Genomic DNA, 25,638 nt, shown 5'->3' on the forward strand with positions numbered 1-25,638 from the left:
CTTTTACTCCGCTGGTGTTTTGGCAAAGGGAACATCGCCGTCATGGGTGCGCAGGCGGTGTTCGTGGCGAGCGGTCCAGATTTCGGTTTCTTCGACATCCTCGAAGGGGCCTTTGCGGATGTATTTAAGCATCAACCCCATCTCGACGATGAAGAGCACGGTGTAGAAGATGAAAAAGCCCGCCAGTGTCAGCAAGAGATCGGCAACCGACAGGTGGCTGACCGAGAGAGCCGTGGGGAGCACGCCATCGACCGTCCAGGGCTGGCGACCGTATTCGGCGACGAACCAGCCGAGTTCTGCGGCGATCCATGGCGTGGGGATGATCGCGACGGCGCCCCAGAGTGCCCAGCGTGGATAGTCTTGACCCCGAAAGCTGGAACGCCAGAAGAAATAGGCCATCACGGCAATGAAGCTGAAGCCGAGGGCGACCATCAGGCGGAAGGCCCAGAACAGCGGCCAAACCTTTGGCAGGGTGTCATTGGCGGCCTGAAGGATTTGTTCTTCGGTGGCGTCGCGCGGGTCATCGACATAGCGTTTGAGCAGGAAGGCATAACCCAGATCGCCGCCGCGCGCCTCGAACATTTCGCGCACTTGCTGGCTTGCGGTGTCGCGCTCGGCGCGGATGGTCATGAGTGCGTCGTATGCGAGAATGCCCGAGCGGATGCGCTTTTCGGATTCGGCGATCAGATCGTCAATACCGATGATGTCAGTAGTTAGTGAACGGGTGCCGATGATGCCCATGACATAGGGGATATGCAGGGCATATTTCGTCTCGCGCGCTTCTTGATCGGGTATGCCGACCAGGGTGAAGGAGGCGGGGGCGGGGTGGGTTTCCCACATGCCCTCCATCGCGGCGAGCTTCATGCGTTGGCTGTGGGTGGCGGAATAGCCTGATTCATCCCCCAGAACCACGACCGAAAGGGCCGAGGCCAGCCCGAAGGAGGCGGCCACGGTGATTGAGCGGCGCGCCAATTCGACGTGGCGCCCCTTGAGCAGATACCAGGCCGAGACCCCGAGCACGAAGATCGAGGCGGTGACATAGCCCGCCGAGACGGTGTGGACGAATTTCGCCTGTGCGACCTCGTTGAACATGACCTCGAAAAAGCTGGTCATTTCCATGCGCATCGTGTCGGGGTTGAATGCGGCACCGACCGGGTTTTGCATCCAGCCATTGGCGATCAGAATCCACAGGGCCGAGAAATTTGATCCGATGGCAACAAGCCAAGTCACGGTCAGGTGACCCACTTTGCTGAGTTTGTCCCAGCCAAAGAAGAACAGGCCGACGAACGTCGCTTCAAGAAAGAAGGCCATCAGCCCTTCGAGTGCGAGCGGTGCGCCGAAGATGTCACCGACGTAGTGGCTGAAATAGGACCAGTTCATGCCGAACTGAAATTCCATGGTGATGCCGGTGGCGACGCCAATAGCAAAGTTGATGCCAAAGAGCATGCCCCAGAATTTGGTCATCTGTCGCCAGATTGGTCGGCTTGTCATGACATAGACGGTTTCCATGATCGCCACGAGGACCGATAGGCCCAGCGTCAGGGGGACGAAGAGGAAATGAAACATGGCCGTCATCGCAAATTGCAGGCGTGACAGCTCGACGACGTCTAACTCCATTTCTGGTGTCTCCTTATTGCGGGTAGGCGGTGTGTCGTGGTTTTTTCAGACGCCTGCCTGATACTTTAGAGCGATTATATATTCTGACTTTGAGATACATCAAATATGGCGTGATCCGCACTGCGGTGGAGAGTCGCAAGTAGCGCCGCATTTGGCAAGGCGTCGCGAAGGCCCGTCAGAACGCGGTCTGCGGTGGGCGCATCCAACCCCTCGGTCGGTTCGTCCAGCAGCAAAAGGCGCGGTTGTTTCAGGATGGCGCGCGCCAGTGTCAGGCGGCGGGCCTGTCCGCCCGAAAGACCTGCGCCCGCTTCGCCCAGTTGAGCATCGAGACCGCCGCGTTCGCGGATTTCGTCGCTGAGGGAGATGGCATCGAGCGCGTGCCACATCGCGGCATCGCTGGCATCGCTGGCCAGTGCGAGGTTTTCGCGAATTGTGCCTGTAATCAAGGCGCTGCGTTGCGGAACCATGGTGACGATTTCGCGCAGCGCAGCTTCTGTCCAGTCGCCGGGAGGGCGCCCGAAGATCGCTATGCCATCGCTTGCGGCCAATCCGGCGATCTGCATCAAAAGGCTGGTCTTGCCGCTGCCGCTTGGGCCGGTCAGGGCAACGGCTTTGCCGGGTGAAAGATCGAGGGTGAGGCCGGGTTGGCGGATGGTGAGCACCGGTGCGCCGGGCAGGCCGGTGTCATGTCTGGGATTTGTGCCTGACTGGGGTTCTGAATCGGCGCCAATTCGGCGGGCCGCGCCGGTCATCTTGCCGTATTCGGCCAGTCCACGGGCAAGCGGTGGCAGGGTTTCGGCAAGCGCCAGCGCGACGAAGATGCCGATCGCGCCAAGCGCCGGGGAGAGCGCGCCGTGTGCGACCAGCGCCCCGCCGATGAAGAGCGCAAGCCCGGTCGTCAGCGCGACCAGAATCGAGAGCGCGGCGGTGGCGGTACGCTCGGCTTGATCGAGGGTGCGCGCCGATTGGCGTGCGGCTGTGTCGATGTCGGAAAGATCCGCCTCGCGCGAACCGAGGCCCGCTTGCAGGATCAGCGCCTGTCGGTTGCGGATCATGTCGATCATGCCGCGCCGCAAGCTCTGGGCCTGGGTCTCGGCCTTGTCGGAGGGCAGGACGGTGCGGCGCGCCAAGCGCCAGAGAACAAGCGCCGCCAGCGGCACATATCCGGCCAGCACAGCCCATGCGATAGGCCAATCCGTGAGCCAGCCAAGCGACAGGAATACGATTGCATGGGTGAGGAGCGCCGCAAGGCCGGGCAGCAGGAGGCGCAGAACCACCCCGTCAAGCGCATCCACATCCGAAACGATCCGCGTCAGGGTGGCCTCGCTGCGCAGGCGTGCAAGGTCGCGCGCGCCCAGTTTGACCTGACGGGATAGCAGGGTGACGCGGAGCGCCGCGAGGGCGCGCAGCGTCGCATCATGGGTCAACAAGCGTTCGCCATACCGCGCGGCGGTGCGCCCGAGTGCCAGAAACCGCACCCCAGCGGAAGGGCGAAAGACATCAAATGCGATGCCGATACCGGCGAGGCCCGCCATGCCCGTTGCGGTGATGAACCAACCCGACAGCCCAAGCAGTGCCGCGCCCATCAGCAAAACGATGACGGAAAGCGCGGCGCCGCGTGCCATTGCCCAGGGGGCTGCTGTTATGAGCAGGCGGAGGATAGGCAAAAGCACCTTCATGGCTGCATCTCGACGGTTCGTTCCATCGCGGCGGCAAGCGCGGGATCATGGGTTGCAACGATGAGGCTGTGGCCCTGTTGTTTCAGCCGGGTCAGCGAGCGGATGACGAGAGCGGCGGTGTCGGGGTCGAGGTCTGCCGTTGGCTCATCGGCAAGGATCAGCTCGCGCCCGCTGAGAATTGCGCGTGCGATAAGAAGGCGGCGGGCCTCGCCCCCGGATACGCCGCCACCGGTCTCGCCAAGGCGGGCATCAAGCCCGTCGGGCAAGCGTTTCACGATCTGCTCGGCCTCGGCCAGTTTCAGGGCGGGCAAGGGATCGGTGCCGGTGTTTTGGGGATCGAGCCAATGGCGCAGGGTCTGATCGGGGAAATGCGGGGCCTGCGGGATCAGGGTGACGCGGGCGCGCCAGGCATCGGCGGTAGCGTCGTTAAGCGTGATGCCACAGACCGAAATGCGCCCCTGAGCGAGCGGGAGCAGACCGGCAATGGCGGCAAGGGCGGTGCTTTTGCCCACGCCGCTTGGACCGGTCAGGGCGAGGGATTGACCAGCGTGAAATTGCAGATCCGGGAGCGGCAGGTTCTGGGTGGAAAGCTTGACTGTGGCACTTGCCAGTACAAGCGTCAGGGGGCCTTGCAAGGGGGGACTCGAAGCGGCCAGTCCGAGGAAGGGCAGGCGGTCGGCGGCGTCGAGCGCGTCGAGTTCTTCGACGACCGATAAACCGGCCGCGCGATCGTGCCATGCGGCGGCCAAATCGCGGAAGGGTTGGAAATAGTCCGGCGCGATCAGCAACAAGAAAAGCCCCTGGCCAAGGCCGAGGGGGGTGCCCCAGCTTCCAAACTGAATTTCCCCCAGAAGCGTGAAGCCGACAAATACCGCGACCATCGCCACGCCGATGGCGCTAAAGAGTTCCAGCACGGTCGAAGATAGAAAGGCCACGCGCAGCACGGCCATAGTTCGCAGGCGCAACCCCTCGGCGCGGGCGTCAAAATCGGCTGTTGCACGGTCGGAGGCGCCGAGAAGCCGGATGTCGAGCATGGCTGACAAGCGGTCCATCAGCATGGCATTCATCGCCCCGATTTCGACCATCTGACGGCGCGAGGCTTCCTCTGCTGCCATGCCGACCAGGGCCATGAAAACCGGGATCAGCGGCCCGGCAACCAGCAAAACCAGCCCAGCGGCCCAAGAAAACCAGAACGTTAGGGCGAGCAGGACAAGTGGCAGGATTGCGACCCGGAGCATCGCCACATGGTAGCGGGTGATCCATGGCTGAAGCAGCGGCAGTTTTTGAACCAGAAGTGCCGCGATTTCCGCTGAGCCGAGGCTGGTGCGTGCGCGGGCTTCGCGGGCGATCAATACGCTGCGTTCGCGCGCGATTGTCAGGTCTGCGGCATCAAAAAGATAGCGCCCGGAGCGGTGGATGAGAAGCGCGCGCAAGAGCCCGCCCAGGACGAAGAGGAGTGCGGCGGGGGCGGTGCGCCCCATGTCCCCCGAAACCCAGCCCGAAACGGCCCAGGCCAATGCCGCCGCCTGCAACGGCCAGATCAGCCCGGAGAGGACCGACAGCGCGCCCGCGATGCGCAATTGGGTGGCCACCGGCGCGATGATGCGCGCATTTGTGCGTTGGCGGGGAGAAGGGTCTGTTGGTTGGTGCGGCCCGGTCATCATTTTGCCTTTCGCGAGACCTCCGTGAGCGCAGGGGATCATCTGAGGCGTGGTCTTTCAAGCCGGGTGGGCGAAATTTACGAAGTATTTAGACTTGGCGGGGTATTGTTTTGTTCACCGGGTCGGTTTGGACAAGAACGGGAGGATGGATTTCAGGGCGGGTCAGGACGCAAAGAACTGAACGGCATAGTGGCAGAACAACTCTTGCAGGGCGGTTGTTCGCAATCGTCCTGATCTGACCAGGGCGATGCGGTGCGGTGCAAGATTCCCCTCGAGCGGCATGCGGATGACGGGTTGGCCATCATAGGCGGTGTCGTGAGGAATGTCGGTCGCCAAGAGTCCGACGCCCAAGCCGTTGGCGACCATCGAGCGGAGCATTTCGACCGAGCCTGTTTCATAGGCGATCTTTGGGTTGATCCCGTGCATTTGTGCCAGTGTCAGGAAATACGCGCGACTGTGCGGCAGGTTCATCAGGATCAGCGGGTCACGCAGCAATTCTGCCATGCTGACGGCTTTGCGACCGGCCAGAGGATGGCCGCCGGGAAGAAGGCCATAGGGGCGCACATCGGCGAGCGGTGTGATGTCGAGATTTGATGGCAAGCCAAACTCATAGGTTAGTGCCACATCAATTTGCCCGGTTTCGAGCCAGTCCGACAAGGTTTCAAGATTTGCTTCGAAGAGGTGAATGCCGGTGTTTGGATGGTCGTCTTGAAACCGGCGCACCAGAGAGGGCGCGTAGAGCGGGCCAAGCGTTGAAAAGACACCGAGATTCAGGATTGTCGGTTCGTCGGTCGTGGTATTGAGAACCTGCCGGGCCTGGGTGCGAAGGGCGCGGAACTCACCCAGCTTCTGGCGCCCGAAGGCGGTTGGAATCAAGCCTTGGCCGACGGTGCGGGCAAACAGAGGTTGGCCGAGATGATCCTCGACCTTTGCAATCGCCAGCGACACCGATGGTTGCGAGACGTTCAAGGCCCGCGCGGCGGCGGCTGTGCTGCCACCATCGGCGGTGGCAATGACGTAGTCAATCTGGCGAAGGGTTATGGGTATAGGTTTCATTTATGGCTATATGATAAATCGATGTTTCGGATTATAGCATAGATCCCGTTAAACTCCAGCCAATCAAACTGGAGGTTCAATGCAACATTCGTCAACGGCCACGACAGCCAAACCGCTTGAAGGCGTGCGCGTTCTGGATTTCACGCGGGTTCTGGCTGGGCCCTATTGCACCGCATTGATGGCTGATCTTGGGGCGGATGTGATCAAGGTGGAAGCCGCCCATGGCGATGATTATCGCCATATTGGCCCTTTCGAGCAGGGCGAGAGCCTATTGTTTCAGGCGATGAACCGGGGCAAGCGCTCAATCGTTTTGAACCTGAAGTCTGAGCGCGATATTGCCACCATCAAGGCGTTGCTGCGCGATACAGATGTGTTGGTTGAGAATTTTCGGCCCGGAGTGATGGACAAGCTGGGCCTCGGGGTCAATGCGCTGTGCGACGAGTTTCCGGGTCTGGTCTATGTGTCGGTTTCGGGTTTCGGGCAGACCGGGAGCAACGCGGCCAAACCCGCGTATGACATTATCATTCAGGCAATGAGTGGTCTGATGGATGCGACCGGAGAGCCCGGCGGATCGCCGACCATGATCGGTGAAGCGCTGGGCGATGTAGCGGGTGGATTATTTGCGGCCTGGGGCACGATGGTGGCGTTGTTTGATCGAGAGCGGACCGGCAAGGGGCGGCATGTGGATGTGGCGCTGTTTGATGCGTTGACCTCAATGATGCCGGTGTTGGCGTGTCGCACGTTGATGGGCGGTGATACCCCGACGCGCACTGGCAACCGCCATTCGCTTTCGGCACCGTTTGGCACTTATCCGGCGATGGATGGGCATTTCGCGGTGGCGGTTTTAAATGACCGGTTGTTTGCTACGTTCTGCGAGGTGATTGGACAGCCCGACTTGGTGGGTGATCCGAGGTTTGCCACAGACCCGTTGCGGCGTGAAAATGAACCCGCACTTGCCGAACGGATTGAGGTTTGGGCGGGCGAGCGGTGTGTGGCGGAGGTTGTTGCGCGGCTGTCGGAGGCCGGAATTCCGGCGTCGGAGATTCAATCGGTGGCGCAGGCCTGGGGGTCAGCGCAAGCGGTTGAGCGCGGCTTGTCGTCAGAGGTGGTGCATCCTGATTTGGGGCGTTTGAACGTGCCGGAACAGCCGGTGCATTTCAGCGGCGCGCGGCGCGGTGGTCGCAAGGCCGCGCCGGGATTGAATGCAGATGCGGAAGTAATTCTGGCCGGATTGGCCAAAGGAGAGACCCGATGAGCTATCCCATAGGTGAAGACGAACGCGCGGTAACTGACCAGATCGAACGGTTTTCTGCCGAGGTGTTGGCGCCTGAGGCGGCACGGCTTGATGAGGAGGCGATATTTGCCACCCTGCACTTGCCCGCGATGGCCGAGATGGGATTGCTGGGCATGAACCTGCCCGAGGATATGGGGGGTGTCGGCTTGTCCGGTCCTGCGCTTTACGCGGCGGTTGAGGCGATTGCCGGGGCGTGCGGATCAACTGCGTCGATGTTGACGGCGCATTTTTTGGCGACGGATTCGATCTTGCTGGGCGCAGATGATCAGTTGAAAGCGCGGTTTTTGCCGGATGCGGCGGCGGGCAAAACGCTGGGCGCGTTTGCGTTGACCGAGCCACAGGCGGGTTCGAACCCGGCGGATATGGCGAGCTATGCTGTGCGCGAAGGCGATGGCTATCGCATTAGGGGCGCGAAGTGCTTTATCTCGAATGCCGGGGCGGCGGATTTCATTGTGGTTTACGCCAAGACCGATCGCGAGGGCGGGGCACGCGGCGTTAGTGCCTTTGTGGTTGAACCCAAAACCACCGAAGGCGTTGATATTGCGCCGAATGAGCGCACCATGGGTCTGAAGGGCGGGCATGTGTTTGGCGTCAGCTTTGATTGCTGGGTGCCGGAGGCAAACCGGCTTGGCGCAGAGGGCAGCGGCTTTCGCACGGCGATGAAGGTGCTCGATAACGGACGGATCGAGGTTGCGGCGCAGGCCACGGGCATTGCGGATGCGGCATTGAAAGCGGCAATTTCCTACGCCAAGGAGCGCAAGGTTGGCGGGCATCCGATTGCCGAATTTCAGGGGCTGCAATTCATGCTGGCTGATTGCGCCACCGAACTGGCGGCGGCGCGGGCATTGTCGATGCAGGCGGCGGTCAAACGCGGCACAGGTGAGCGGTATTCAAGCGAATCCGCCTTTGCCAAACTCTATGCCACCGAGGCGGCCTGGCGGATTGCGGACAGGGCATTGCAGATTCACGGGGGCTATGGATACACCCGCGATTTCCCGTTGGAACGCTATCTGCGCGATTTGCGGATATTTCGAATTTACGAGGGGTCATCGGAAATTCAACGCACAATCATTGCGCGCGGGTTGCTTGCCTGAGAGTAGTTTGGTGATGCCGTTTGGCAGGTCGGTTCCGGTAGTTTATTCGGATCGTGCCAGAAGTTGATAGCCGGGGCGGGTTACCGAGCGCACCGTGGTGATTGGGGCATTTTCGATCCAGGTTGTTCGTTCGACCACAAACAGGGCAGCACCCTTTGGCGCGTCAATTTGGCGGGCAACTTTGCTGTCTGCTTCGATCGCATAAAAACGCATGTCACAGCGGTTGTAGGGTTTGTTGCGCACCAGCCATTCGTTTGCGCTTTGCACGCCGAGATCCACGTTGAGGATTTCCGGCGATGTTTCGAGGCAGATCCAGCGATCTTCGAGAATGTAGGGGCGTTGATCGGCGAGGTGTAGCGCCTCGACGTGCAGCATTTTGCGTGGCTGACGGAGCGTGAATGTTGCGACGACCGATGGCGGGGTTTCTTCGGTTGCCACGTGTAAGAGTTGATAGCCATAGACGCCGCCGCGGTTTTCGACTTCCTTGCGGGTTATGGGAATGTCGAGCGTCGCGCGGGTGACCGGGTCGGCGCGAACCTGGGTTCCGCCCTTGCGTTTGCGTTCGACAATTCCGGCGTCTGAGAGATCGCGCATGGCGCGTTGCACCGTGCTGCGCGCGCAGCCGAGTTCTTGTGCGATGTCTTCGTCGCGTGGCAGCTTGTCGCCGGGGCGATAGGTGCGGTCGAGAATACGCGCATGAATGCGGTCTCGGATGTCGGTCCAGGAATGGCGCAGCTCTTGCGTCAAATGTCTTGCCCCAATTGTTGAACAGTGGATTGGAAGGCCTCCATTATACCTTCACGAGCGGAATGGCGACCGTCGGTTATCACGTGGCGGCCTGCGCTCCAAACATCTGTGACGCAGGCGTGGCCGTGGCCGCCAAAGATCAGGCTATCCAATGCGACGTCGCCGTGACGGTTGCAAATCCATGGGTTGTCGGTGTTTATGCCGATGAGATCGCCCCAAGCACCTTGGGCAATCTGACCTGCGTCGCGCCCAGCGGCCTGCGCGCTGCCTTTGGTGGCTTCTTCGAATAGCACCCGGCCAGTGGATTTTTGCGCCGTCGCCAAGGCCGCGCGCGAGCGGTCACGCAGACGTTGAGAATATTCCAGAGTGCGCAGTTCTTCGAACAAGGCGATGTGGACGTTTGAATCAGAGCCCATGCCGATTGCGCCGCCTTCCGTCAGATATTGCGTGCCGTTGAATATGCCATCCCCAAGGCTGGATTCGGTTATCGGGCAAAGGCCCGCCACAGCGCCGGAGCGGGCGAGGCGGGTGGTTTCGTCCTCGGTCATCTGGGTGCAGTGGATCAGGCACCAGTTTTCATCGACCTTATAGTTGTCGAGCAGCCATTCGGTGGGGCGTGCGCCAGTGTGAGCGATGAGTTCTTCCACTTCGGCAACCTGTTCGGCCAGATGCATATGGATCGGGTTGCCGTTGGCGAGTGTCAGGGCCGCGTCGAGCCCAACTTTGTCGACGGCGCGAAGGGAATGGGGGGCAACGCCGGTGCGATAGTCAGACGGGCCTTGGGCGACGATTGCGGCGGCGTCGCTGTGAAGGCGCAGAAACTGATCCGGGGTGCAGCCAAAGCGTTGTTGGCCACCCACCAGTGGGCGTTGATCGCAGCCGCCAAATTGGTAAAGCACGGGAAGCAGAGTGAGGCCGATGCCGGTGTTTTGCGCGGCGGCCATGATGCGCGCGGACATCTCGGCAGGGTTGGCGTATTGCGCGCCCGCGATATCGTGATGCAGGTAGTGGAATTCGGCGACGCTGGCATAGCCCGCTTCGAGCATTTCCATGAAGACCATCTCGGCAATGGCCTGAACATGGTCGGGTGTGAGCCGGTCAAGATAGCGATACATCAACTGCCGCCAAGTCCAGAAACTGTCGCTTGGATCGGGGCCGCGCGCTTCGGTCAGGCCAGACATGGCGCGTTGGAACGCATGACTGTGCAGGTTGGTGGGTGCGGGCAAAAGCATGTCGACGGATGCTGTCGGGGTAGACGTGGGTTGCCCAATTTTTACGATTCGGCCGTTTTTATCGATGCAAATCTGCAAATCTTCTTGCCATCCGTTGGCGGTAAGCGTCTGTCTGGCATTGATAATTTTCATGGGGACGATTCCATTGACTTTTTAAGTAGCTACATATTAATGATAAGCACGATCTTTACGTAGGGCAACCCATGTCAGATACCTATACATTTCACGACGCTAAGGTTGCCCCGATGGCAGATGCATCGGATTGGTTTGTGCGGGTTCGCCGCGCAGTGCGATGCCTGATTGTGCTGTCATCCCCCGCAATTATTACACACTGGAGGCCCCAATGAGCGATCCGCGCAAGAACACCCGAGATATTTATCCCCCCACCGGCCCCGAATTGAACGCGAAAAGCTGGATGACCGAAGCGCCGCTTAGGATGTTGATGAACAACCTGCATCCGGATGTGGCCGAGAACCCGCATGAATTGGTGGTTTATGGTGGCATTGGCCGCGCCGCGCGGACGTGGAAAGATTTCGATCTGATTGTTGATACGCTCAAACGGCTGGAGGCGGATGAGACGCTGGTCGTGCAATCGGGCAAGCCGGTTGCCGTGGTCAAAACCCACACGGATGCGCCGCGCGTGTTGATTGCCAACTCGAACCTGGTGCCGCATTGGGCCAATTGGGATCACTTCAACGAGCTCGATAAGAAAGGTCTGGCGATGTATGGCCAGATGACCGCCGGATCGTGGATTTATATCGGCTCGCAAGGGATCGTGCAGGGTACTTATGAAACCTTTGCCGAGGCCGGGCGTCAGCATTACGATGGCGACCTTAAGGGCAAGTGGATCTTGACCGGTGGGCTTGGTGGCATGGGCGGCGCGCAGCCTTTGGCGGCGGTGATGGCCGGGGCCTGCTGTTTGGCGGTGGAGTGTAACCCCGACAGCATCGATTTCCGGCTGCGCACGCGTTATGTCGATGAGAAGACCGACAGCCTTGATGAAGCGCTGGAGATGATCGAGCGCTGGACGGCGGCGGGTGAGGCGAAATCTGTCGCGCTACTGGGCAATGCCGCGGATGTGTTTCCCGAACTCTACAAGCGCGGTGTGCGCCCCGATATCGTGACCGATCAGACCAGCGCGCATGACCCGATCAATGGCTATCTGCCGCAGGGTTGGACCATGGCCGAGTGGAAAGCCAAACGCGAGAGCGACCCGAAAGCGGTTGAAAAGGCGGCCCGCGCCAGCATGAAAGTACAAGTGGCCGCGATGGTCGATTTCCATAATGCCGGTGTGCCGACGGTCGATTATGGCAACAATATCCGTCAGATGGCGCTTGAAGAAGGGTTGGAGGATGCGTTTGCCTTCCCCGGCTTTGTGCCGGCTTATATTCGGCCGCTGTTTTGTCGTGGGATTGGGCCGTTTCGCTGGGTCGCGCTGAGCGGTGACCCGGAAGATATCTACAAGACCGACCAGAAGATGAAAGAATTGTTCCCCGAGAACACGCATCTGCACAACTGGCTTGATATGGCGCGTGATCGCATCGCGTTTCAGGGTCTGCCTGCACGTATTGCGTGGATCGGGCTTGGGGATCGCCATCGCGCGGGGTTGGCGTTTAACGAGATGGTTGCCAGTGGTGAATTGAAAGCGCCGATCGTGATTGGACGCGATCATCTTGATAGCGGCTCGGTTGCGTCGCCAAACCGTGAAACGGAATCGATGCGCGATGGTTCGGACGCCGTGTCGGATTGGCCGTTGCTGAATGCGCTGGTCAATACCGCGTCGGGGGCCACTTGGGTCAGTATCCACCATGGGGGCGGCGTTGGCATGGGATTCAGCCAGCATGCCGGTGTCGTGATCTGTGCTGACGGCACGCCCGAGGCGGCCAAGCGGCTTGAGCGGGTGTTGTGGAACGACCCTGCGTCCGGTGTCTGGCGTCATGCCGATGCTGGTTATGAAATTGCGCGCGATTGTGCGCGAGAGAACGGGCTGAACCTGCCCGCAATACTTGGATAACAAGGTTCATAAAAAGGAGAGACCAATGGAGAGACGTAAATTTTTGAAGGCGGGCGCGCTGGGCGCGGCGGCGACAGCTCTGGCCAGCCCGGCTATTGCGCAAGACAAGCGCCAGTGGAAAATGGTTACTGCATGGCCCAAGAACTTGCCTGGGCCGGGTGTTGCGGCGCAGAACCTTGCAGACCGGATCACCACGCTTTCGGGCGGGCGTATCGAGGTCAAACTCTATGCTTCGGGCGAGTTGGTTCCCGGACCGGGCGCGTTTGATGCCGTGAGCGAAGGCACTGCCGAGCTTTATCATGCGGTTCCGGCCTATTGGGGCAGCAAATCCAAGGGTATCCTGCTCTTTGGGTCGCAGCCTTTTGGTCTGCGCGCGGACGAGCAGTTTGGCTGGCTTTATCACGGTGGTGGTCAGGCGCTTTATGACGAGATGTATGGCCGGTTTGGTATCAAGCCGTTCCTGTGTGGCAACTCTGGCCCGCAGTGGGGTGGGTGGTTCCGCAACGAGATCAACTCGGCAGAAGACCTGAAGGGTATGAAGTTCCGCACCACCGGGCTTGCCTCGGAAATGGCCAGCAAGCTGGGCATGGCGGCGGAAGCCATGAGTGGCCCGGCGATGTTCCAGGCATTGCAGACCGGGGCGCTGGATGCGGGTGAATTTATTGGCCCGTGGACGGATAGCGCGCTTGGTTATTATCAGGTTGCCAAGAACTACTATTGGCCCGGCGTGGGCGAGCCGTCGTCGGCAGAAGAATGCGGCGTCAACGGTGATGTCTATAACGAGTTGCCGGATGATCTCAAGCAAGCGGTCAGCTATGCCTGCGAAAGTCTCTACAACCCGGTTTGGACGGAATACACGACCAAACATGCGCTTTCGCTCAAGACGATGGTCGAAGAGCATGGCGTTATGGTCAAGATGTTCCCCGAGGATGTCATCACCGCAATGGGCAAGGCCGCTGGCGAAGTGATTGACGAGTTGCGCCAGAACGACGACCCATTGGTGAAGCAAATCACCGAGAGCTTTATCGCGTACCGCGATAGCGTTGGCGGTTACATGACCTATGCCGACAACGGGCAGATGAATGCCCGCGCGAGCGTTATGGGGTACTAAAGACAATCAGACGCGCGGGGGACCTCGCGCGTCTGTTACTGATCAATCGGGGAGAGATAGATGGACCGAATTGCGAGAGTGATCGACGGGGTCAACACAACCACGGCGAATCTGGTGCGCTGGCTGGCGTTGCTGATGGTTCTGATCCAGTTCTTCATCGTGGTCGGTCGCTATGTTTTCGGGGTCAATTCTATCGCGGCGCAGGAAAGTGTTCTTTATCTGCACGCCACACTTTTCATGCTTGGGGCGGGCTATACGCTGTTGGTGGATAAGCACGTCCGGGTGGATGTGTTTTACGCCAAGGTCAGCGCCGCAGCACAGCGGCGCATCGACATTTTCGGGCATGTTTTCTTTCTGCTGCCGTCGATGGCGGCGCTGCTCTACTGGTCATGGCCGTCGGTTCGAAACTCGTGGAAAATTCTTGAAGGGCCGTTGTCAGTTGGCGGGATTGAGGCGGTATTCTTGCTGAAAACGCTTATTCCGGCCTTCTGCATTCTTGTCATTCTGCAATCGCTCTCTCAGTTGATCGGGCTTTTGTCCCGGAGGGCCGCGCAATGAGCGAATATCTTGATCTGATCATGTTTGGCGCGTTGATGGCGGCAATCCTGCTAGGGTTTCCCGTGTCGTTCAGCATCGCCGGGATCGGCATTTTCTTTGCCTATCTGGGGTGGATGCTGGGCGTGATGGATATCACGCTTTTGGGCGCCATGAGTCAGCGGGTGTTTGGGTTGATCAGCAATCAGGTGCTGATCGCTATTCCGCTCTTTGTGCTGATGGGGGCGGTTCTGGAGAAAAGCCGCATCGCGGAAGAATTGCTCGACACGATGGGGCGCTTGTTTGGCCAATTGCGTGGCGGGCTGGGAATATCGGTTATTCTGGTGGGCGCGCTTTTGGCGGCTTCGACCGGGATTGTCGGGGCAACGGTGGTTGCGATGGGCATGATCGCGCTGCCGACCATGTTGCGCGCCGGGTATAACCCGCGTGTAGCGTCGGGCATCGTTTGCACGGCCGGGACGCTGGGGCAGATCATACCGCCTTCGACGCTTTTGATTATCCTGGCCGATGTGATGTCGAATGCTTATCAACAGGCGCAATACGAACAGGGCAAGTTTTCGGTTGAGGCGCTGTCGGTAGGGCAGTTCTTTGCTGCTGCGTTGGTGCCGGGATTGCTTCTGGTTGCGCTTTATCTGATTTATGTTTTGCTTCGCGGGGTCTTGCGCCCCGACGATATGCCACCGGCCCCTGCGGATATGGCCAAGCCGGATCGCGGCGAGGTGATCCGGGCGATTGTGCCGCCGGTTCTGCTCATCTTTGCGGTTCTGGGCGCTATTCTGGGTGGTATTGCCACCCCGACCGAGGCTGCGTCTGTTGGTGCCGTGGGCGCGCTTTTGATGACGGGCGTGCGCCTTGGCATAAACCCCAAGCTGATCCTGATCGGGACGGGGGCGCTGGTGTCAGTTGGCATTCTGGCGGGTCTTTTTCCGGTTCGTTTGCAACGTGATGATCTGGGGCTTGCCTCGTATCTGGGCGGGGCCGCTTACGCCATCATGGTTCTGGTGGGGGCGATTGCCATTATGCTGGCCCTGCGTGCGGCGTTTCGCGAGAAGGTCGTACATGAAGCGGTGAGTTCGACGCTGACCATGACCTCGATGATCTTTGCCACGATCCTGGCGGCGGGTATATTCTCGCTGGTTTTCATCGGCTTGGGGGGCGAAGAGCGGGTGGCGACGTTGCTGTCAAACATGCCGGGCGGGGCCAATGGCGCGCTGCTGTTTTGCATGATTTTCATCTTCTTTCTCGGGTTCTTTCTCGATTTTGTGGAAATCTCGGTGATCGTCTTGCCTTTGGTCACGCCGACGTTGATCTTGATGGGGCATGATCCGATCTGGCTTGGCATTCTTATCGCGATCAACCTGCAAACCAGTTTCCTGACGCCGCCGTTCGGCTTCTCGCTTTTCTATCTGCGCGGGGCGGCGCCCAAGGAAGTGACCACTGGTCACATCTATGCAGGCGTGGTTCCGTTCATTGGTTTGCAGGCGATCGGGGTGTTGTTGATCTGGGTTTTCCCGGTGCTTGCGACGTGGTTGCCGGCGGCCATTTTCTAAGAGGGTAAGATTAGGTTGGAGGCGTGACCTGTTCTCGCTGATGACCATTCTTGACTGCAAGTGTGCCCTGACGGGCGCGCTATATCCTTCGTATCAGAGCGCGAAAAGCGCACAAAATGAGCGGTTTTCGCGCATGAATTTCTGATGCGCATGAGAGTCTTGACAAGCGGTGATGAAATGAGTGTTTTATAAAATCTATAAAGCGCACATTTGTTTCATGGTGCGATTTGCAACATTGAAAGACTCTGAACACTTATGTCTGTCACCCCGTCCGCACCGGCACTGAAAATCGAAGGGCTTGAAAAAAGCTTTGGCAAGGTCAAGGTCTTGCGCGGGATTGATCTGACCGCTGAACGGGGCGACGTGGTGTCGATCATCGGCGCGTCGGGGTCAGGTAAATCGACCTTTCTGCGCTGCATCAACATGCTGGAAATGCCCTCGGCCGGAACGATCCGCGTGGCGGGTGAGGAAATCAAGACCCGCCAGGGCAAGGATGGGCTTGAACCGACCGACCGGCGCCAATTGCAGCGTATCCGCTCGGAACTGGGGATGGTGTTTCAGGATTTTGCGCTCTGGAGCCATTTGACGGTTTTGGAAAACATCACCGAAGGGCCGCTGCGTGTTCTGGGCCTTGGCCGCAGTGAGGCGCGTGATCGGGGCGAAGCTTTGCTTGAAAAGGTGGGGCTATCGGAAAAACGCGATGCCTATCCGGCGCATATGTCGGGCGGGCAACAACAGCGCGCAGCGATTGCGCGCGCGTTGGCGATGGAGCCACAGGCGCTTTTGTTTGATGAGCCGACATCGGCACTCGACCCCGAACTGGTGGGCGAGGTGCTGCGCGTCATGCAGCTTTTGGCCGATGAAGGACGCACGATGATTGTGGTGACGCATGAAATGCAGTTCGCGCGCAATGTGTCCTCGAAGGTGATGTATTTCCATCAGGGTCTGGTGGAGGAGGAAGGCACGCCCGAGGAGGTCTTTGAACACACAAAATCCGACCGCTGCCGACAGTTTCTTTCGGGGATCTGACGGCGGCCAAAACCAACCATAACAATTGAAAACAACTCAACCGACTGGAGGACTATTTCATGACACCCAAACATATTCTTGCCGCCGCGCTTGCTGCATTTCTTGCTCAAGGGGCTGCAGCTGATTCAATCCGTATTGCGACAGAAGGCGCTTACCCGCCGTTCAACTTTGTTGACGAAAGCGGCGTGGTTCAGGGCTTTGACGTGGAGATCGCCAAGGCACTTTGTGCTGAGATGAAGGCCGATTGCGAGATCGTCACGCAGGCCTGGGACGGCATTATTCCGGGGCTGAAGGCGGGCAAATATGACGCCATCGTTGCCTCTATGTCGATCACCGAGAAGCGCAAGAAGGCGGTGGATTTCACCGACCCCTATTATGCCGCCGGCGCCGCGTTGATTGCGCCCAAGGGCAGTGACATTACCTATACGCCCGAGGGGCTGAACGGGAAAACCATCGGTGTACAGCGCGCAACCACCTATGCCACTCTGATGGAAAAGAAGTTTCCCGGTGCGACGCTGAAAACTTATGACACGGTGGAAAACCACAACCTTGATTTGCAAGCGGGCCGTCTGGATGGCGTCGTGGCGCAGCAGGTGTTGATGTTTAACTGGCTTGAAAAGGAAGGCGGCGACGCGTTTGAATTCAAGGGTGATCCTGTGAAGGACGTGGAATACATCGGATCGGGTGCCGGGATTGCGGTGGACAAAGGCAATTCCGAACTGCTTGGCCGCTTGAACGGTGCGCTCGACACGATCCAGCAGAATGGCACTTACGCCGAGATCAACGCGAAATACTTCCCGTTCTCGATCAGCGCTGAATAATGCCCATTGCGCCGCGCTCCTTTGTGGGGTGCGGCGCTTCTGACTGACAGGAAGCGCCCCTCGTGTTCGATCTTGAAGGCTTTGGTCATCTTTTGTTTCAGGGCACGCTGATGACTATTCAGCTTGCGCTTGTGTCGCTGCTTTTTGGTCTGGTCTTTGGGCTGATCGGGGCGACGATGAAGCTGTCGCGGTATTGGCTGCTGCGGGTGCTTGCCGGTATTTATACCGCGCTGATCCGGGGCATCCCGGAGCTGATGGTGATCTTGTTCATCTATTACGGCGGAGTGATCTTGCTCAACCAGTTCGCGCGTCAACTGGGACATGAGGGTTATATCGACATATCGGCCTTTGGTGCCGGGGTGGCGGCGTTGTCGCTAACCTTTGGGGCCTATGCGACCGAGATATTTCGCGCCGCTATTCGGGCGGTGCCAAACAATCAGCTTGAGGCGGCGCGCGCGATTGGCATGTCGCCCGCCACCACCTTCAGGCGGATTTTGCTGCCGCAGATATGGCGCTTTGCGCTGCCGGGGTTGGGAAATACGTTCCTGATCATTCTGAAGGAAACCGCGCTGGTGTCGGTGATCGGTTTGGAAGAGTTGATGCGCAAGACCGATATGGCGGTCGGCTATACCAAGGAGCCGTTTACCTTCTTTCTGTTTGCGGCGTTGATCTATCTGGCGATGACTGCGGTGGTCATGTTGGTGCAGCAGGGGCTTGAGAAACGGGCCAATCGCGGCGTGGCCGGGCGGGCTGCGTCATGAATTTCAATGTAATGATAGAGGCGCTTCCTGACCTGATCGGCGGGCTTTGGTTGACGTTGGGACTTGTGGCATTGGCGCTGGTTCTGGGATTTGCCATTGCGCTGCCGACGGCGCTGGCGCGGTTGAGCCGGTTTGCCGCGTTGCGGTGGATGGCGGGGGCCTATGTGTTCTTCTTTCGCGGCACGCCGCTTCTGGTGCAGATATTCCTAATTTATTATGGGTTGTCGCAGTTCGAGGGTATTCGTGACAGTGTCTTCTGGGTGGTCCTGCGCGAGCCGTTCTGGTGCACGCTGATTGCGCTGGCGCTCAACACCGGGGCCTATACGGCCGAGGTGTTGCGCGGTGGCATTCTGTCGGTGCCCCACAACCAGATTGAGGCCGCGCGCGCGGTTGGCATGTCGCCCGCTACCGCGTTTCGGCGCATCACCTGGCCGCTGACGATCCGCCAGGCGTTGCCCGCTTATGGCAATGAGATGATTTTGATGGTGAAGGCCAGTTCGCTGGCGTCAACCGTGACGTTGATGGATATCACCGGGGTTGCGCGCACGCTTGCTGCGGAAACCTATATGCCAATCGAGATCTATACGATGGCAGCGGTGATTTATCTGGTGCTGACCTTTGCCATGAGCCAGGTCATCCACCTTTTGGAATGGAAAATGGATGTTACACGGGCACGCGCATGACGGTGCGCGCATCCCGATCAACGGAGTGGATTTCATGAACGATACCGTATTGCACAACCGCTCTGGAGAGGCGCTCAGGGCTGCTGATCTGGCGCATCACTTGCACCCGTTCACCGATCATCGTGCGCTTGCCGAAGAGGGCGGGCCGCGTGTCATGACCCATGGTGAGGGAGTGTATCTTTGGGACACGGAAGGGCGCCGTTTGCTGGATGGGATGGGCGGGCTTTGGTGCGTCAATATCGGGTATGGGCGCAAGGAACTGGGCGAAGTGGCGCATCGGCAGATGGATCAACTTGCCTTTTATAACACCTTCTTCAAGACCTCGCATGAGCCGGTGATCGAGCTGTCTGAGCGGCTGGCCGGGTTAACGCCCGAGGGCGTTGAAGATTTCTTCTTTGCCAATTCCGGGTCTGAGGCGAACGACACAGCGCTGCGGTTGGTGCGGGGCTATTGGGCGGCGCAGGGCAAGCCGGAACGTCAGATTATCATCAGTCGAGAATTTGCCTATCATGGCTCGACCATTGCGGGGGCAAGCCTGTGCGGGCTGCCGTCTATGCACGATCTGCCGGGGTTGCCGATACCGGGCATTGTGCATGCCGATGCGCCCTATGCCTGGAAGGCGGGGCGCGACAATACGGACGCGGCCTATGGGGTTGAGGCCGCCGATAGGGTGGAAGCCAAGATACTTGAGGTTGGCGCAGATAATGTGGCTGCTTTCATCGGGGAGCCGGTGATGGGTGCGGGCGGTGTCATCACCCCGCCGCCGGGCTATTGGGCGCGCGTGCAGGAGATTTGTCGCAAATACGATATCCTGCTGATCGTTGATGAGGTGATCTGTGGGTTTGGGCGAACGGGCAACTGGTTTGGGTCGCAAACCTATGACATCGCGCCAGATATCATGTGCATGGCCAAGGGGTTGAGCAGTGGGTATCAGCCGATTTCGGCAGTGGGCGTGGGCGCGCGTGTTGCCGGGGCATTGCGTGGGCAGGGGGGTGTTTTGCCGCATGGGTTCACCTATTCGGGGCATCCCGTTGCCGCCGCTGTGGCGCTGGAAAACATCGACATCATCGAGCGTGAGGGGATCGTCGCGCATGTGCGCGACACGGTCGGTCCTTGCATGGGTGACAGGCTGGGTCGGCTGGCGGCGCATCCGTTGGTGGGCGAGGTGCGCGGCGTTGGTGGCATGTGGGCGCTTGAACTGACCTCAAACAAGGCCACGCGTGCGCCGTTTGAGCCGCTGGGGTCGGTAGCTACGCGCGTTCGCAACCTGTGTTTTGAGCGCGGGCTTGCCACCCGTGCGGTGCGCGAAGGGTTGGTGTTTTCGCCACCATTGATCATCACCGAGGCGCAAATTGACGAGCTAACCACGATTCTGACCGGCTGTTTGGATAGCGTGGCTGACGCGCTTTGAGGCGCGTGCAATAAGTATGGAGAACATTATGAAGATCGGGGTTGCGCGGCTTTGGCACGAGGCCAATTCCTTTACCGCCACTACAGTTGGGTTGGACCATTTTGAGGGCCGTGAATATGCGTATGGCACGCAGGCGGCACAGCAGTTTCGCGGCACCACGGTGGAAACCGGTGGGGCGTTTGAGTGGGCGGACAGAACCGGTGCGGAATTGGTGTTTTCGCGGCTTGCGGCCTCGGCTCCCGGTGGGCCGGTGGAGCAGGATTTGCTGGACCGGCTGACCGATGAAATTGTGAACGATCCGGTTTTTGAGGGTGTCGACGGGATTTATCTTTCGATGCATGGCTCGTGCATTGGAACGCAGGATGCTTCGCCAGAGACCACGCTTGTGCAGCGGATGCGGGCGCGTTTTCCCGACCTGCCGATCACGGCGTCTTTTGACATGCATTGCATCCCCACGGCAGAGATGTGCGCCGCGCTGGACGGGGCCACGGTTTATCGCAAGTATCCGCATACAGACATGCCAGAGGCGGCTATTTGCGCGTTGGATCTGCTGGCTGACCTGATCACGCGAGGGGGGCGTGGAAAGGTTGTTTTGGCGTGCTGCGATCTGATCCTGCCCAGTTTCAACATGCGTACTGACGAACCCGGGCCGATGACCGAGATCGAGGATTTGGCGTGCCAAATGGAAGCGGAGCAGATTGGCGCAGGTCAGCCGCTGGCGATCTATCCTTATGGTAGCTTTGCCTATGCCGATGTCCCTGCTGCCAATTCCGGCGTGATGGTCAGCACTACCCGCGCCGAGATTTCTGCAGCGGTTGAGGCGGCGCAAAGCGCTGCTGATCGTATGGTGGCAGAGATGCGCGCGCGTGCGCCCCGGTTTCGGCCTGAGTTAGCGGCCGCCGAGACGCTGCTTAAGGAGGTGCCTTGGCGTGATGGTCGGCGCTGGGCGATCCTTGAGCCGTCCGACAATCCGATGTCTGGTGGTAATGGCGATACAACCGGACTTTTGGCTGCCGCGCTTGAGGCTGATCTGCCCGAGGGCACGGTTTTTGCCTTCATCGCCGATCAAGAGGCGGTCAAGGCGGCGCATCAGGCGGGGGAGGGTGCGGCCCTGACGCTGGCGCTTGGCGGCAAGCGCGATGTTAGATTTGGCGGCCCGGTCACTGTTCAGGGCGTGGTAGAAAGGCTGACCGATGGGAAATTCATCAATTCCGGCCCAATGGAACATGGCATCCCGATCGATCTTGGGCTGACCGCGCTTATCCGGGTGGGACGCATGCGTATCATCGTTACGAGCCGTGTTTATTCGCCCAATGATCCGGGATATTTTCATGTCCACGGGATCGAAGCGACGCAGATTCCGCTGTTGCTGGCCAAGGCCAAAAACCATATCCGCGCGTCATTCGGGAACAGTTTTGACGCCTTTGCACAGGTTGAAACACCGGGCCCGGCAATGGCCGATACAACGCAACTGCCGTTCCGCCGCATTCCGCCAGAACGTCTGAAACTGGTAGGTTGAGATGCAGCGGACGGCCAGGAAAGAGCGCCCATGACCCTTGCAGAGCTTCATGCCCGTATCGTGGCCAGCGTGCCGGATTTGCCCAAGCAGGTGGCGCTTGCGGCGCGCTATGTGGTGGATCATCCCGATGACGTGCCGCTGATCTCGATGCGTGATCTTGCTGCACGGGCGGGGGTGTCGCCGGCGACGCTTTTGCGCTTTAGCCAGATGTTGGGATTCAGCAGTTGGGCTGATTTGCGCGAATTGCACGTCAGCCACCTGCGCCAGACGCCGGTGCCTTATACCGAGCGCGCCACCCGTGCGCTGTCGCGTAACGGGGCCGAGGCGCTGGTGGCCGAGAGTTTCAGGGCCTATCGCGCCAACCTCGATCATACGGAATGGGCCAATCCGCCCGAAGTGTTCGCCCGCGCCGCCAAGCATCTGGTCGGGGCCGAGCGCGTGTTCATCTCGGCTTTCATGAGTTGTCGGGGGCCGGGTATGACCTTCGCCTATCTGTGTCGGATGCTGCGCAATAACGTGACTCTTCTGGGGGCCGAGGCCACGGCGCTGGGGGTTGATCTGGCGTTGCTCAGACGCAGCGATACCGTTCTGTCGATCAATTTCGACCCCTACGGGCATGAGATTGAACAGATCGCGCGCGCGATCGAGGCAACGGGGGCAACTTTGATCTGCCTGTCGGACAGTCGCGCCACCGCGCTGACGCGGCTGGCGGCGGAAACGTTGATCTTTCCGGTCGATGGGCCGTCATTCTTTCCCTCTATCGCTGCGGCGCAGGCGCTGGTTGAGGCATTGATTGCCGCGGTTCTGAGCGAGCTTGGCCCCGAGGCAACCGCGCGGATCGGTCAAATCGAACAGGCGCTCTATGACAGCGGCACCTATGTCAGCCTCAATAAAAGGGATGCATGAAATGAGTCACGTTTTCCACCGCAGCGCCCATTCCACCCCGCCGATGGCTGTGCGGGCAGAGGGGGCATATCTCTTTGACGCCCAAGGGCGGCGATATCTCGATGCGGCGGGGGGCGCGGCGGTGTCATGCATCGGCCATGGCGACCCGCGTGTTGTTGCCGCCGTGGCCGATCAGATGGCGAAACTGGATTATGCCCATAGCGGCGCCTTCACCTCTGACCCGGCAGAGCGTCTGGCCGCGCGGATCTGTGACAGGGCCGGGCTGGGTATGGAGCGGGTTTACTTCGTCGGTTCCGGCTCGGAAGCGGTCGAAACTGCCGTGAAGATGGCCCGGCAGTGTCAGGTGGAGCGCGGCCAGCCGGATCGCCATATCGTGATTTCGCGCCGACAGAGCTATCACGGCAACACGCTTGGGGCGCTGGCGCGTTCGGGCAATGAAGGGCGACGCACACTCTATGCGCCGATGCTGCCCGAGCGCACGCAGATTGATGCCTGTTTTCATTTTCGCTATGCGCGGCCCGGTGAGACGCCGCAAGAATATGGCCGCCGCGCCGCAGATACGCTGGAGGCGGAAATTCAGCGGCTGGGGGCGCAAAACGTGGCTGCCTTTATGGCCGAAACCGTGGTGGGGGCCACCACCGGTGCAGTGGCGGCGGCGCCCGGTTATTTTGCCCGCATTCGCGAGATTTGCGACCGCCACGGCGTTCTGTTGATCCTGGATGAAGTGATGTGTGGTGTGTATCGCACCGGCCCGTTCCTTGCCTGTGAGGATGAGGGAATCGCGCCGGATATCGTGACGTTGGCCAAGGGGCTGGGCGGGGGGTATTTACCGATTGGTGCGGTGGCGTGTTCGCAGGCGGTGCATGATAGTTTCGCAAACGGCTCGGGTGGGTTTGTCCATGGGCACACCTATATGGCGCATCCAGTTTGCTGTGCCGCCGCGTTGGCGGTGCAGGATATCATCGAGGCGGACGGGCTGGCGCAGAATGTTGTGAAACAGGGTGCTGTGTTGCAGGCAGCATTGCATGAGCGCTTGGGCCAGCACGCCCATGTGGGTGATATCCGGGGGCGAGGGCTGCTCTGGGCGGTGGAGCTTGTGCAGTCGCGTGAGACGGGCGCGCCATTTCCGTCCGCCCGCAAACTGGCCCAACAGATCGGGGCCGAAGCCGCTGCGCGGGGTCTTATGGTTTATCCCGGCTCTGGAACGGTGGATGGCCAGGTGGGCGATCATGTGCTGTTGGCACCGCCTTATAACGTGACGGATGATCAGATCACTTTTATTGCTGAAGAATTGCGAACTGCTATAGACACGGCCATTGGTGGGTAACCCGCAGGCTTATGTCAAACCCTGTTCAGTCAGCTTGAATGACGGCGTTTATCGTCTCATTCATGTGATCGATCTGCGGAACGATGCCGCTCGACAGGGTGTCGGCTGTAACTTCATTTCTGGTGATGAAATCGTCGATCTCGGCCGCTTCCGCTCCGAGTTGGGGAAACCCGAGAGTTGCCGCCGTGCCCGCGATCTTGTGACTGATCTGGCCAATTTCAATCAGGGCATCCGTGGAGGTTGCATCATTGCTCAGCTGAGACCGCAGTTGCAGCAACCGCGAATAGCGGTTCTTCAACTCGTCGACAAAGCGCGCGCGTACTCGCGAAAGGCCAACTGACAGGTTGATGTCATTCGTCGCTTGCATATCTACTTGCTCCAACAGGATCAAAAACCGAACAGAGCCTTAAGCGGGCTTGAGGAGGTTTCGGGGGCCTTGGAGCGCGGTGTTCTTGATGCTACTTCCGCCTCGGAAAGCGCGCGCACGAGCGTGCTGGCTATGCCGCGCGATGATTTCATCTGTAAGGGAAACGCGTCTCCGACTACCGGCTTGAGGGTCATTGGGCGCCCGTCACAGAAGTGCAGATCCATTTCCGCAATCTTGTCGTTCAACAGGTCTTCAAAGGCGCTGGCGTCAAAATGGGGGCCGCCCGTCAGAACGCAGATGAACTCACCCCCGCCGGCATGGGCGGCGAAGAACTGCTCGGGTTTCAGGGTGTCCGAAATCGCTTCGGCAAAATCGGTAACCACTGCCTCGAATTCATAGAGGCTGCTTGACTGGAAGACGCGCTCGAGATTTGGCACCACGACACCGAAGGCCGACATGCCGATAAGCGAAACCCGCGAAACCTGCATCAGATAGTTTTCCAGTGCGAGATATTCGATGAAGCCATCAATACCCGGAAGCGACAGGCGTCTTTCCAGGTCGCTGGGCGTTACAGTCGATGACGGGTTGCTCGGTGTGTCGACGGGATTGCGATCGTCCTTTTGCTTGCGCTCCAGAACCAGGGATTCGATCAGACGCAGCCGTGCGTGCACCTCGCCAACTTCGAATGGTTTGGTGATATAGTCGCTGGCCCCTGCGGCAAAAGCGCCGTCAATATAGCTGCGGTCGGACATCGCAGTGATCATCAAGATCGGAGTCTTGGCGTGCTGCGGCAGCTTGCGAATGGCCGATGTCAGCTCGATACCATCCATTTTGGGCATTTGGATATCGAGCAGAAAGCAGTCGAACGGTACGGCGGCATCCTCGATCAACTCGAGTGCCTCATACGCCGATTCGCAAAGAGTTAAATTAGTGAAACCTACTACACGCAACACCTCTGAAAGAAGCTCGAGGATGATCGGATCATCATCGACTGCAAGGATCTTCATGTTACGTTTCTCCTTTGTGTTCGCGCCAGACGCATACGAGGTGAGTTTTCTCGTAATGCGTGTATTCAGTTTCGCCAAAAAACTAGGCGAAACTATGACATATCCACAAAAACTAACAAAACTCTAACAAAGGTTACTGATGTGTTAAGCGCTTAAAAAACAGGGGTTTATGCATCGTACTTGGCGAGCGTGTTCAT

Annotated in this window: 22 protein-coding genes; 14 read left to right on the forward strand and 8 right to left on the reverse strand. The window is 59.4% G+C overall.

The annotated features are described in order from the left end of the window. Positions 1-3: 3 nt before the first annotated feature. The 4 genes from LZG00_18100 to LZG00_18115 form a co-directional block, all read right to left on the reverse strand. Positions 4-1,617, reverse strand: a complete 1,614-nt coding sequence (locus LZG00_18100) for a cytochrome ubiquinol oxidase subunit I (protein MCF3595901.1) — start codon at positions 1,615-1,617, stop codon at positions 4-6. Positions 1,618-1,691: 74 nt separating this feature from the next. Further along, positions 1,692-3,296 (reverse strand): ATP-binding cassette domain-containing protein, encoded by a 1,605-nt coding sequence (locus tag LZG00_18105; protein MCF3595902.1) that lies wholly within the window; start codon positions 3,294-3,296, stop codon positions 1,692-1,694. Next, the gene (locus tag LZG00_18110) at positions 3,293-4,957 is read right to left on the reverse strand and encodes an ATP-binding cassette domain-containing protein (GenBank protein MCF3595903.1); all 1,665 of its coding nucleotides are present in this window, start codon (positions 4,955-4,957) and stop codon (positions 3,293-3,295) included. Before LZG00_18110 ends, LZG00_18105 begins: the two co-directional genes overlap by 4 nt. Before the next feature lie 162 nt (positions 4,958-5,119). Next, positions 5,120-6,013, reverse strand: a complete 894-nt coding sequence (locus tag LZG00_18115) for a LysR family transcriptional regulator (GenBank protein ID MCF3595904.1) — start codon at positions 6,011-6,013, stop codon at positions 5,120-5,122. 79 nt (positions 6,014-6,092) lie between these two features. Between LZG00_18115 and LZG00_18120 the strand changes: the two genes are divergently transcribed. Together LZG00_18120 and LZG00_18125 are read left to right on the forward strand one after the other, a co-directional pair. Beyond that, positions 6,093-7,268 carry a CoA transferase gene (locus LZG00_18120; protein ID MCF3595905.1) on the forward strand — a complete coding sequence of 392 codons (1,176 nt, stop codon included), beginning with the start codon at positions 6,093-6,095 and terminating at the stop codon, positions 7,266-7,268. Further along, positions 7,265-8,401, forward strand: a complete 1,137-nt coding sequence (locus LZG00_18125) for an acyl-CoA dehydrogenase family protein (protein ID MCF3595906.1) — start codon at positions 7,265-7,267, stop codon at positions 8,399-8,401. Before LZG00_18120 ends, LZG00_18125 begins: the two co-directional genes overlap by 4 nt. 42 nt (positions 8,402-8,443) lie before the next feature. On the opposite strand, the gene LZG00_18130 is transcribed toward LZG00_18125, so the two are convergent. Both LZG00_18130 and LZG00_18135 read right to left on the reverse strand, forming a co-directional pair. After that, complete coding sequence (locus tag LZG00_18130; protein ID MCF3595907.1) at positions 8,444-9,148, reverse strand: GntR family transcriptional regulator; 705 nt, start codon at positions 9,146-9,148, stop codon at positions 8,444-8,446. Beyond that, on the reverse strand, positions 9,145-10,512 hold the full coding sequence (locus LZG00_18135; GenBank protein ID MCF3595908.1) for a formimidoylglutamate deiminase: 1,368 nt from the start codon (positions 10,510-10,512) through the stop codon (positions 9,145-9,147). Before LZG00_18135 ends, LZG00_18130 begins: the two co-directional genes overlap by 4 nt. A 211-nt stretch (positions 10,513-10,723) precedes the next feature. On the opposite strand from LZG00_18135, the gene LZG00_18140 reads away from it, so the two are divergent. The 12 genes from LZG00_18140 to LZG00_18195 all read left to right on the forward strand — a co-directional run bounded on the left by LZG00_18140 (position 10,724) and on the right by LZG00_18195 (position 24,067). After that, entirely contained in the window at positions 10,724-12,394 is a 1,671-nt protein-coding gene (locus LZG00_18140) for a urocanate hydratase (protein ID MCF3595909.1), read from the forward strand. 25 nt (positions 12,395-12,419) lie between these two features. Continuing rightward, positions 12,420-13,505 (forward strand): TRAP transporter substrate-binding protein, encoded by a 1,086-nt coding sequence (locus LZG00_18145; protein ID MCF3595910.1) that lies wholly within the window; start codon positions 12,420-12,422, stop codon positions 13,503-13,505. Between the two features lie 60 nt (positions 13,506-13,565). Beyond that, on the forward strand, positions 13,566-14,063 hold the full coding sequence (locus tag LZG00_18150; protein ID MCF3595911.1) for a TRAP transporter small permease subunit: 498 nt from the start codon (positions 13,566-13,568) through the stop codon (positions 14,061-14,063). After that, positions 14,060-15,610, forward strand: coding sequence for a TRAP transporter large permease subunit (locus tag LZG00_18155; protein ID MCF3595912.1), 1,551 nt, complete (start codon positions 14,060-14,062; stop codon positions 15,608-15,610). The genes LZG00_18150 and LZG00_18155 overlap by 4 nt, the downstream gene beginning before the upstream one ends. A 255-nt stretch (positions 15,611-15,865) precedes the next feature. After that, positions 15,866-16,639, forward strand: coding sequence for an ATP-binding cassette domain-containing protein (locus LZG00_18160; GenBank protein ID MCF3595913.1), 774 nt, complete (start codon positions 15,866-15,868; stop codon positions 16,637-16,639). Positions 16,640-16,698: 59 nt separating this feature from the next. Further along, positions 16,699-17,460 (forward strand): ABC transporter substrate-binding protein, encoded by a 762-nt coding sequence (locus LZG00_18165; protein ID MCF3595914.1) that lies wholly within the window; start codon positions 16,699-16,701, stop codon positions 17,458-17,460. Positions 17,461-17,522: 62 nt separating this feature from the next. Next, the gene (locus LZG00_18170; protein ID MCF3595915.1) at positions 17,523-18,221 is read left to right on the forward strand and encodes an ABC transporter permease; all 699 of its coding nucleotides are present in this window, start codon (positions 17,523-17,525) and stop codon (positions 18,219-18,221) included. Next, on the forward strand, positions 18,218-18,904 hold the full coding sequence (locus tag LZG00_18175) for an ABC transporter permease subunit (protein MCF3595916.1): 687 nt from the start codon (positions 18,218-18,220) through the stop codon (positions 18,902-18,904). Before LZG00_18170 ends, LZG00_18175 begins: the two co-directional genes overlap by 4 nt. After that, positions 18,882-20,315, forward strand: a complete 1,434-nt coding sequence (locus LZG00_18180) for an aspartate aminotransferase family protein (GenBank protein MCF3595917.1) — start codon at positions 18,882-18,884, stop codon at positions 20,313-20,315. The genes LZG00_18175 and LZG00_18180 overlap by 23 nt, the downstream gene beginning before the upstream one ends. Before the next feature lie 28 nt (positions 20,316-20,343). Next, positions 20,344-21,834 (forward strand): M81 family metallopeptidase, encoded by a 1,491-nt coding sequence (locus LZG00_18185; GenBank protein MCF3595918.1) that lies wholly within the window; start codon positions 20,344-20,346, stop codon positions 21,832-21,834. 30 nt (positions 21,835-21,864) lie between these two features. Continuing rightward, the gene (locus tag LZG00_18190) at positions 21,865-22,740 is read left to right on the forward strand and encodes a MurR/RpiR family transcriptional regulator (protein ID MCF3595919.1); all 876 of its coding nucleotides are present in this window, start codon (positions 21,865-21,867) and stop codon (positions 22,738-22,740) included. Between the two features lies 1 nt (position 22,741). Beyond that, a complete protein-coding gene (locus tag LZG00_18195; GenBank protein MCF3595920.1) occupies positions 22,742-24,067 on the forward strand; it encodes an aspartate aminotransferase family protein in 1,326 nt (441 codons plus the stop codon). Positions 24,068-24,092: 25 nt separating this feature from the next. On the opposite strand, the gene LZG00_18200 is transcribed toward LZG00_18195, so the two are convergent. Then, on the reverse strand, positions 24,093-24,434 hold the full coding sequence (locus LZG00_18200; GenBank protein ID MCF3595921.1) for an Hpt domain-containing protein: 342 nt from the start codon (positions 24,432-24,434) through the stop codon (positions 24,093-24,095). Between the two features lie 20 nt (positions 24,435-24,454). Further along, positions 24,455-25,441, reverse strand: a complete 987-nt coding sequence (locus tag LZG00_18205; GenBank protein MCF3595922.1) for a response regulator — start codon at positions 25,439-25,441, stop codon at positions 24,455-24,457. Positions 25,442-25,638: the final 197 nt, after the last annotated feature.

This window comes from Rhodobacteraceae bacterium LMO-JJ12 (genome assembly GCA_021555075.1).
Taxonomy (GTDB): Bacteria; Pseudomonadota; Alphaproteobacteria; order Rhodobacterales; family Rhodobacteraceae; genus JAKGBX01.

Bases quoted from the DNA above. Each gene is read 5' to 3' on its own strand.
- LZG00_18100 (MCF3595901.1), bottom strand. From the start codon at position 1,617: ATGGAGTTAGACGTCGTCGAGCTGTCACGCCTGCAATTTGCGATGACG.
- LZG00_18105 (MCF3595902.1), bottom strand. From the start codon at position 3,296: ATGAAGGTGCTTTTGCCTATCCTCCGCCTGCTCATAACAGCAGCCCCC.
- LZG00_18110 (MCF3595903.1), bottom strand. From the start codon at position 4,957: ATGACCGGGCCGCACCAACCAACAGACCCTTCTCCCCGCCAACGCACA.
- LZG00_18115 (MCF3595904.1), bottom strand. From the start codon at position 6,013: ATGAAACCTATACCCATAACCCTTCGCCAGATTGACTACGTCATTGCC.
- LZG00_18120 (MCF3595905.1), top strand. From the start codon at position 6,093: ATGCAACATTCGTCAACGGCCACGACAGCCAAACCGCTTGAAGGCGTG.
- LZG00_18125 (MCF3595906.1), top strand. From the start codon at position 7,265: ATGAGCTATCCCATAGGTGAAGACGAACGCGCGGTAACTGACCAGATC.
- LZG00_18135 (MCF3595908.1), bottom strand. From the start codon at position 10,512: ATGAAAATTATCAATGCCAGACAGACGCTTACCGCCAACGGATGGCAA.
- LZG00_18140 (MCF3595909.1), top strand. From the start codon at position 10,724: ATGAGCGATCCGCGCAAGAACACCCGAGATATTTATCCCCCCACCGGC.
- LZG00_18145 (MCF3595910.1), top strand. From the start codon at position 12,420: ATGGAGAGACGTAAATTTTTGAAGGCGGGCGCGCTGGGCGCGGCGGCG.
- LZG00_18150 (MCF3595911.1), top strand. From the start codon at position 13,566: ATGGACCGAATTGCGAGAGTGATCGACGGGGTCAACACAACCACGGCG.
- LZG00_18155 (MCF3595912.1), top strand. From the start codon at position 14,060: ATGAGCGAATATCTTGATCTGATCATGTTTGGCGCGTTGATGGCGGCA.
- LZG00_18160 (MCF3595913.1), top strand. From the start codon at position 15,866: ATGTCTGTCACCCCGTCCGCACCGGCACTGAAAATCGAAGGGCTTGAA.
- LZG00_18165 (MCF3595914.1), top strand. From the start codon at position 16,699: ATGACACCCAAACATATTCTTGCCGCCGCGCTTGCTGCATTTCTTGCT.
- LZG00_18175 (MCF3595916.1), top strand. From the start codon at position 18,218: ATGAATTTCAATGTAATGATAGAGGCGCTTCCTGACCTGATCGGCGGG.
- LZG00_18180 (MCF3595917.1), top strand. From the start codon at position 18,882: ATGTTACACGGGCACGCGCATGACGGTGCGCGCATCCCGATCAACGGA.
- LZG00_18185 (MCF3595918.1), top strand. From the start codon at position 20,344: ATGAAGATCGGGGTTGCGCGGCTTTGGCACGAGGCCAATTCCTTTACC.
- LZG00_18190 (MCF3595919.1), top strand. From the start codon at position 21,865: ATGACCCTTGCAGAGCTTCATGCCCGTATCGTGGCCAGCGTGCCGGAT.
- LZG00_18195 (MCF3595920.1), top strand. From the start codon at position 22,742: ATGAGTCACGTTTTCCACCGCAGCGCCCATTCCACCCCGCCGATGGCT.
- LZG00_18200 (MCF3595921.1), bottom strand. From the start codon at position 24,434: ATGCAAGCGACGAATGACATCAACCTGTCAGTTGGCCTTTCGCGAGTA.
- LZG00_18205 (MCF3595922.1), bottom strand. From the start codon at position 25,441: ATGAAGATCCTTGCAGTCGATGATGATCCGATCATCCTCGAGCTTCTT.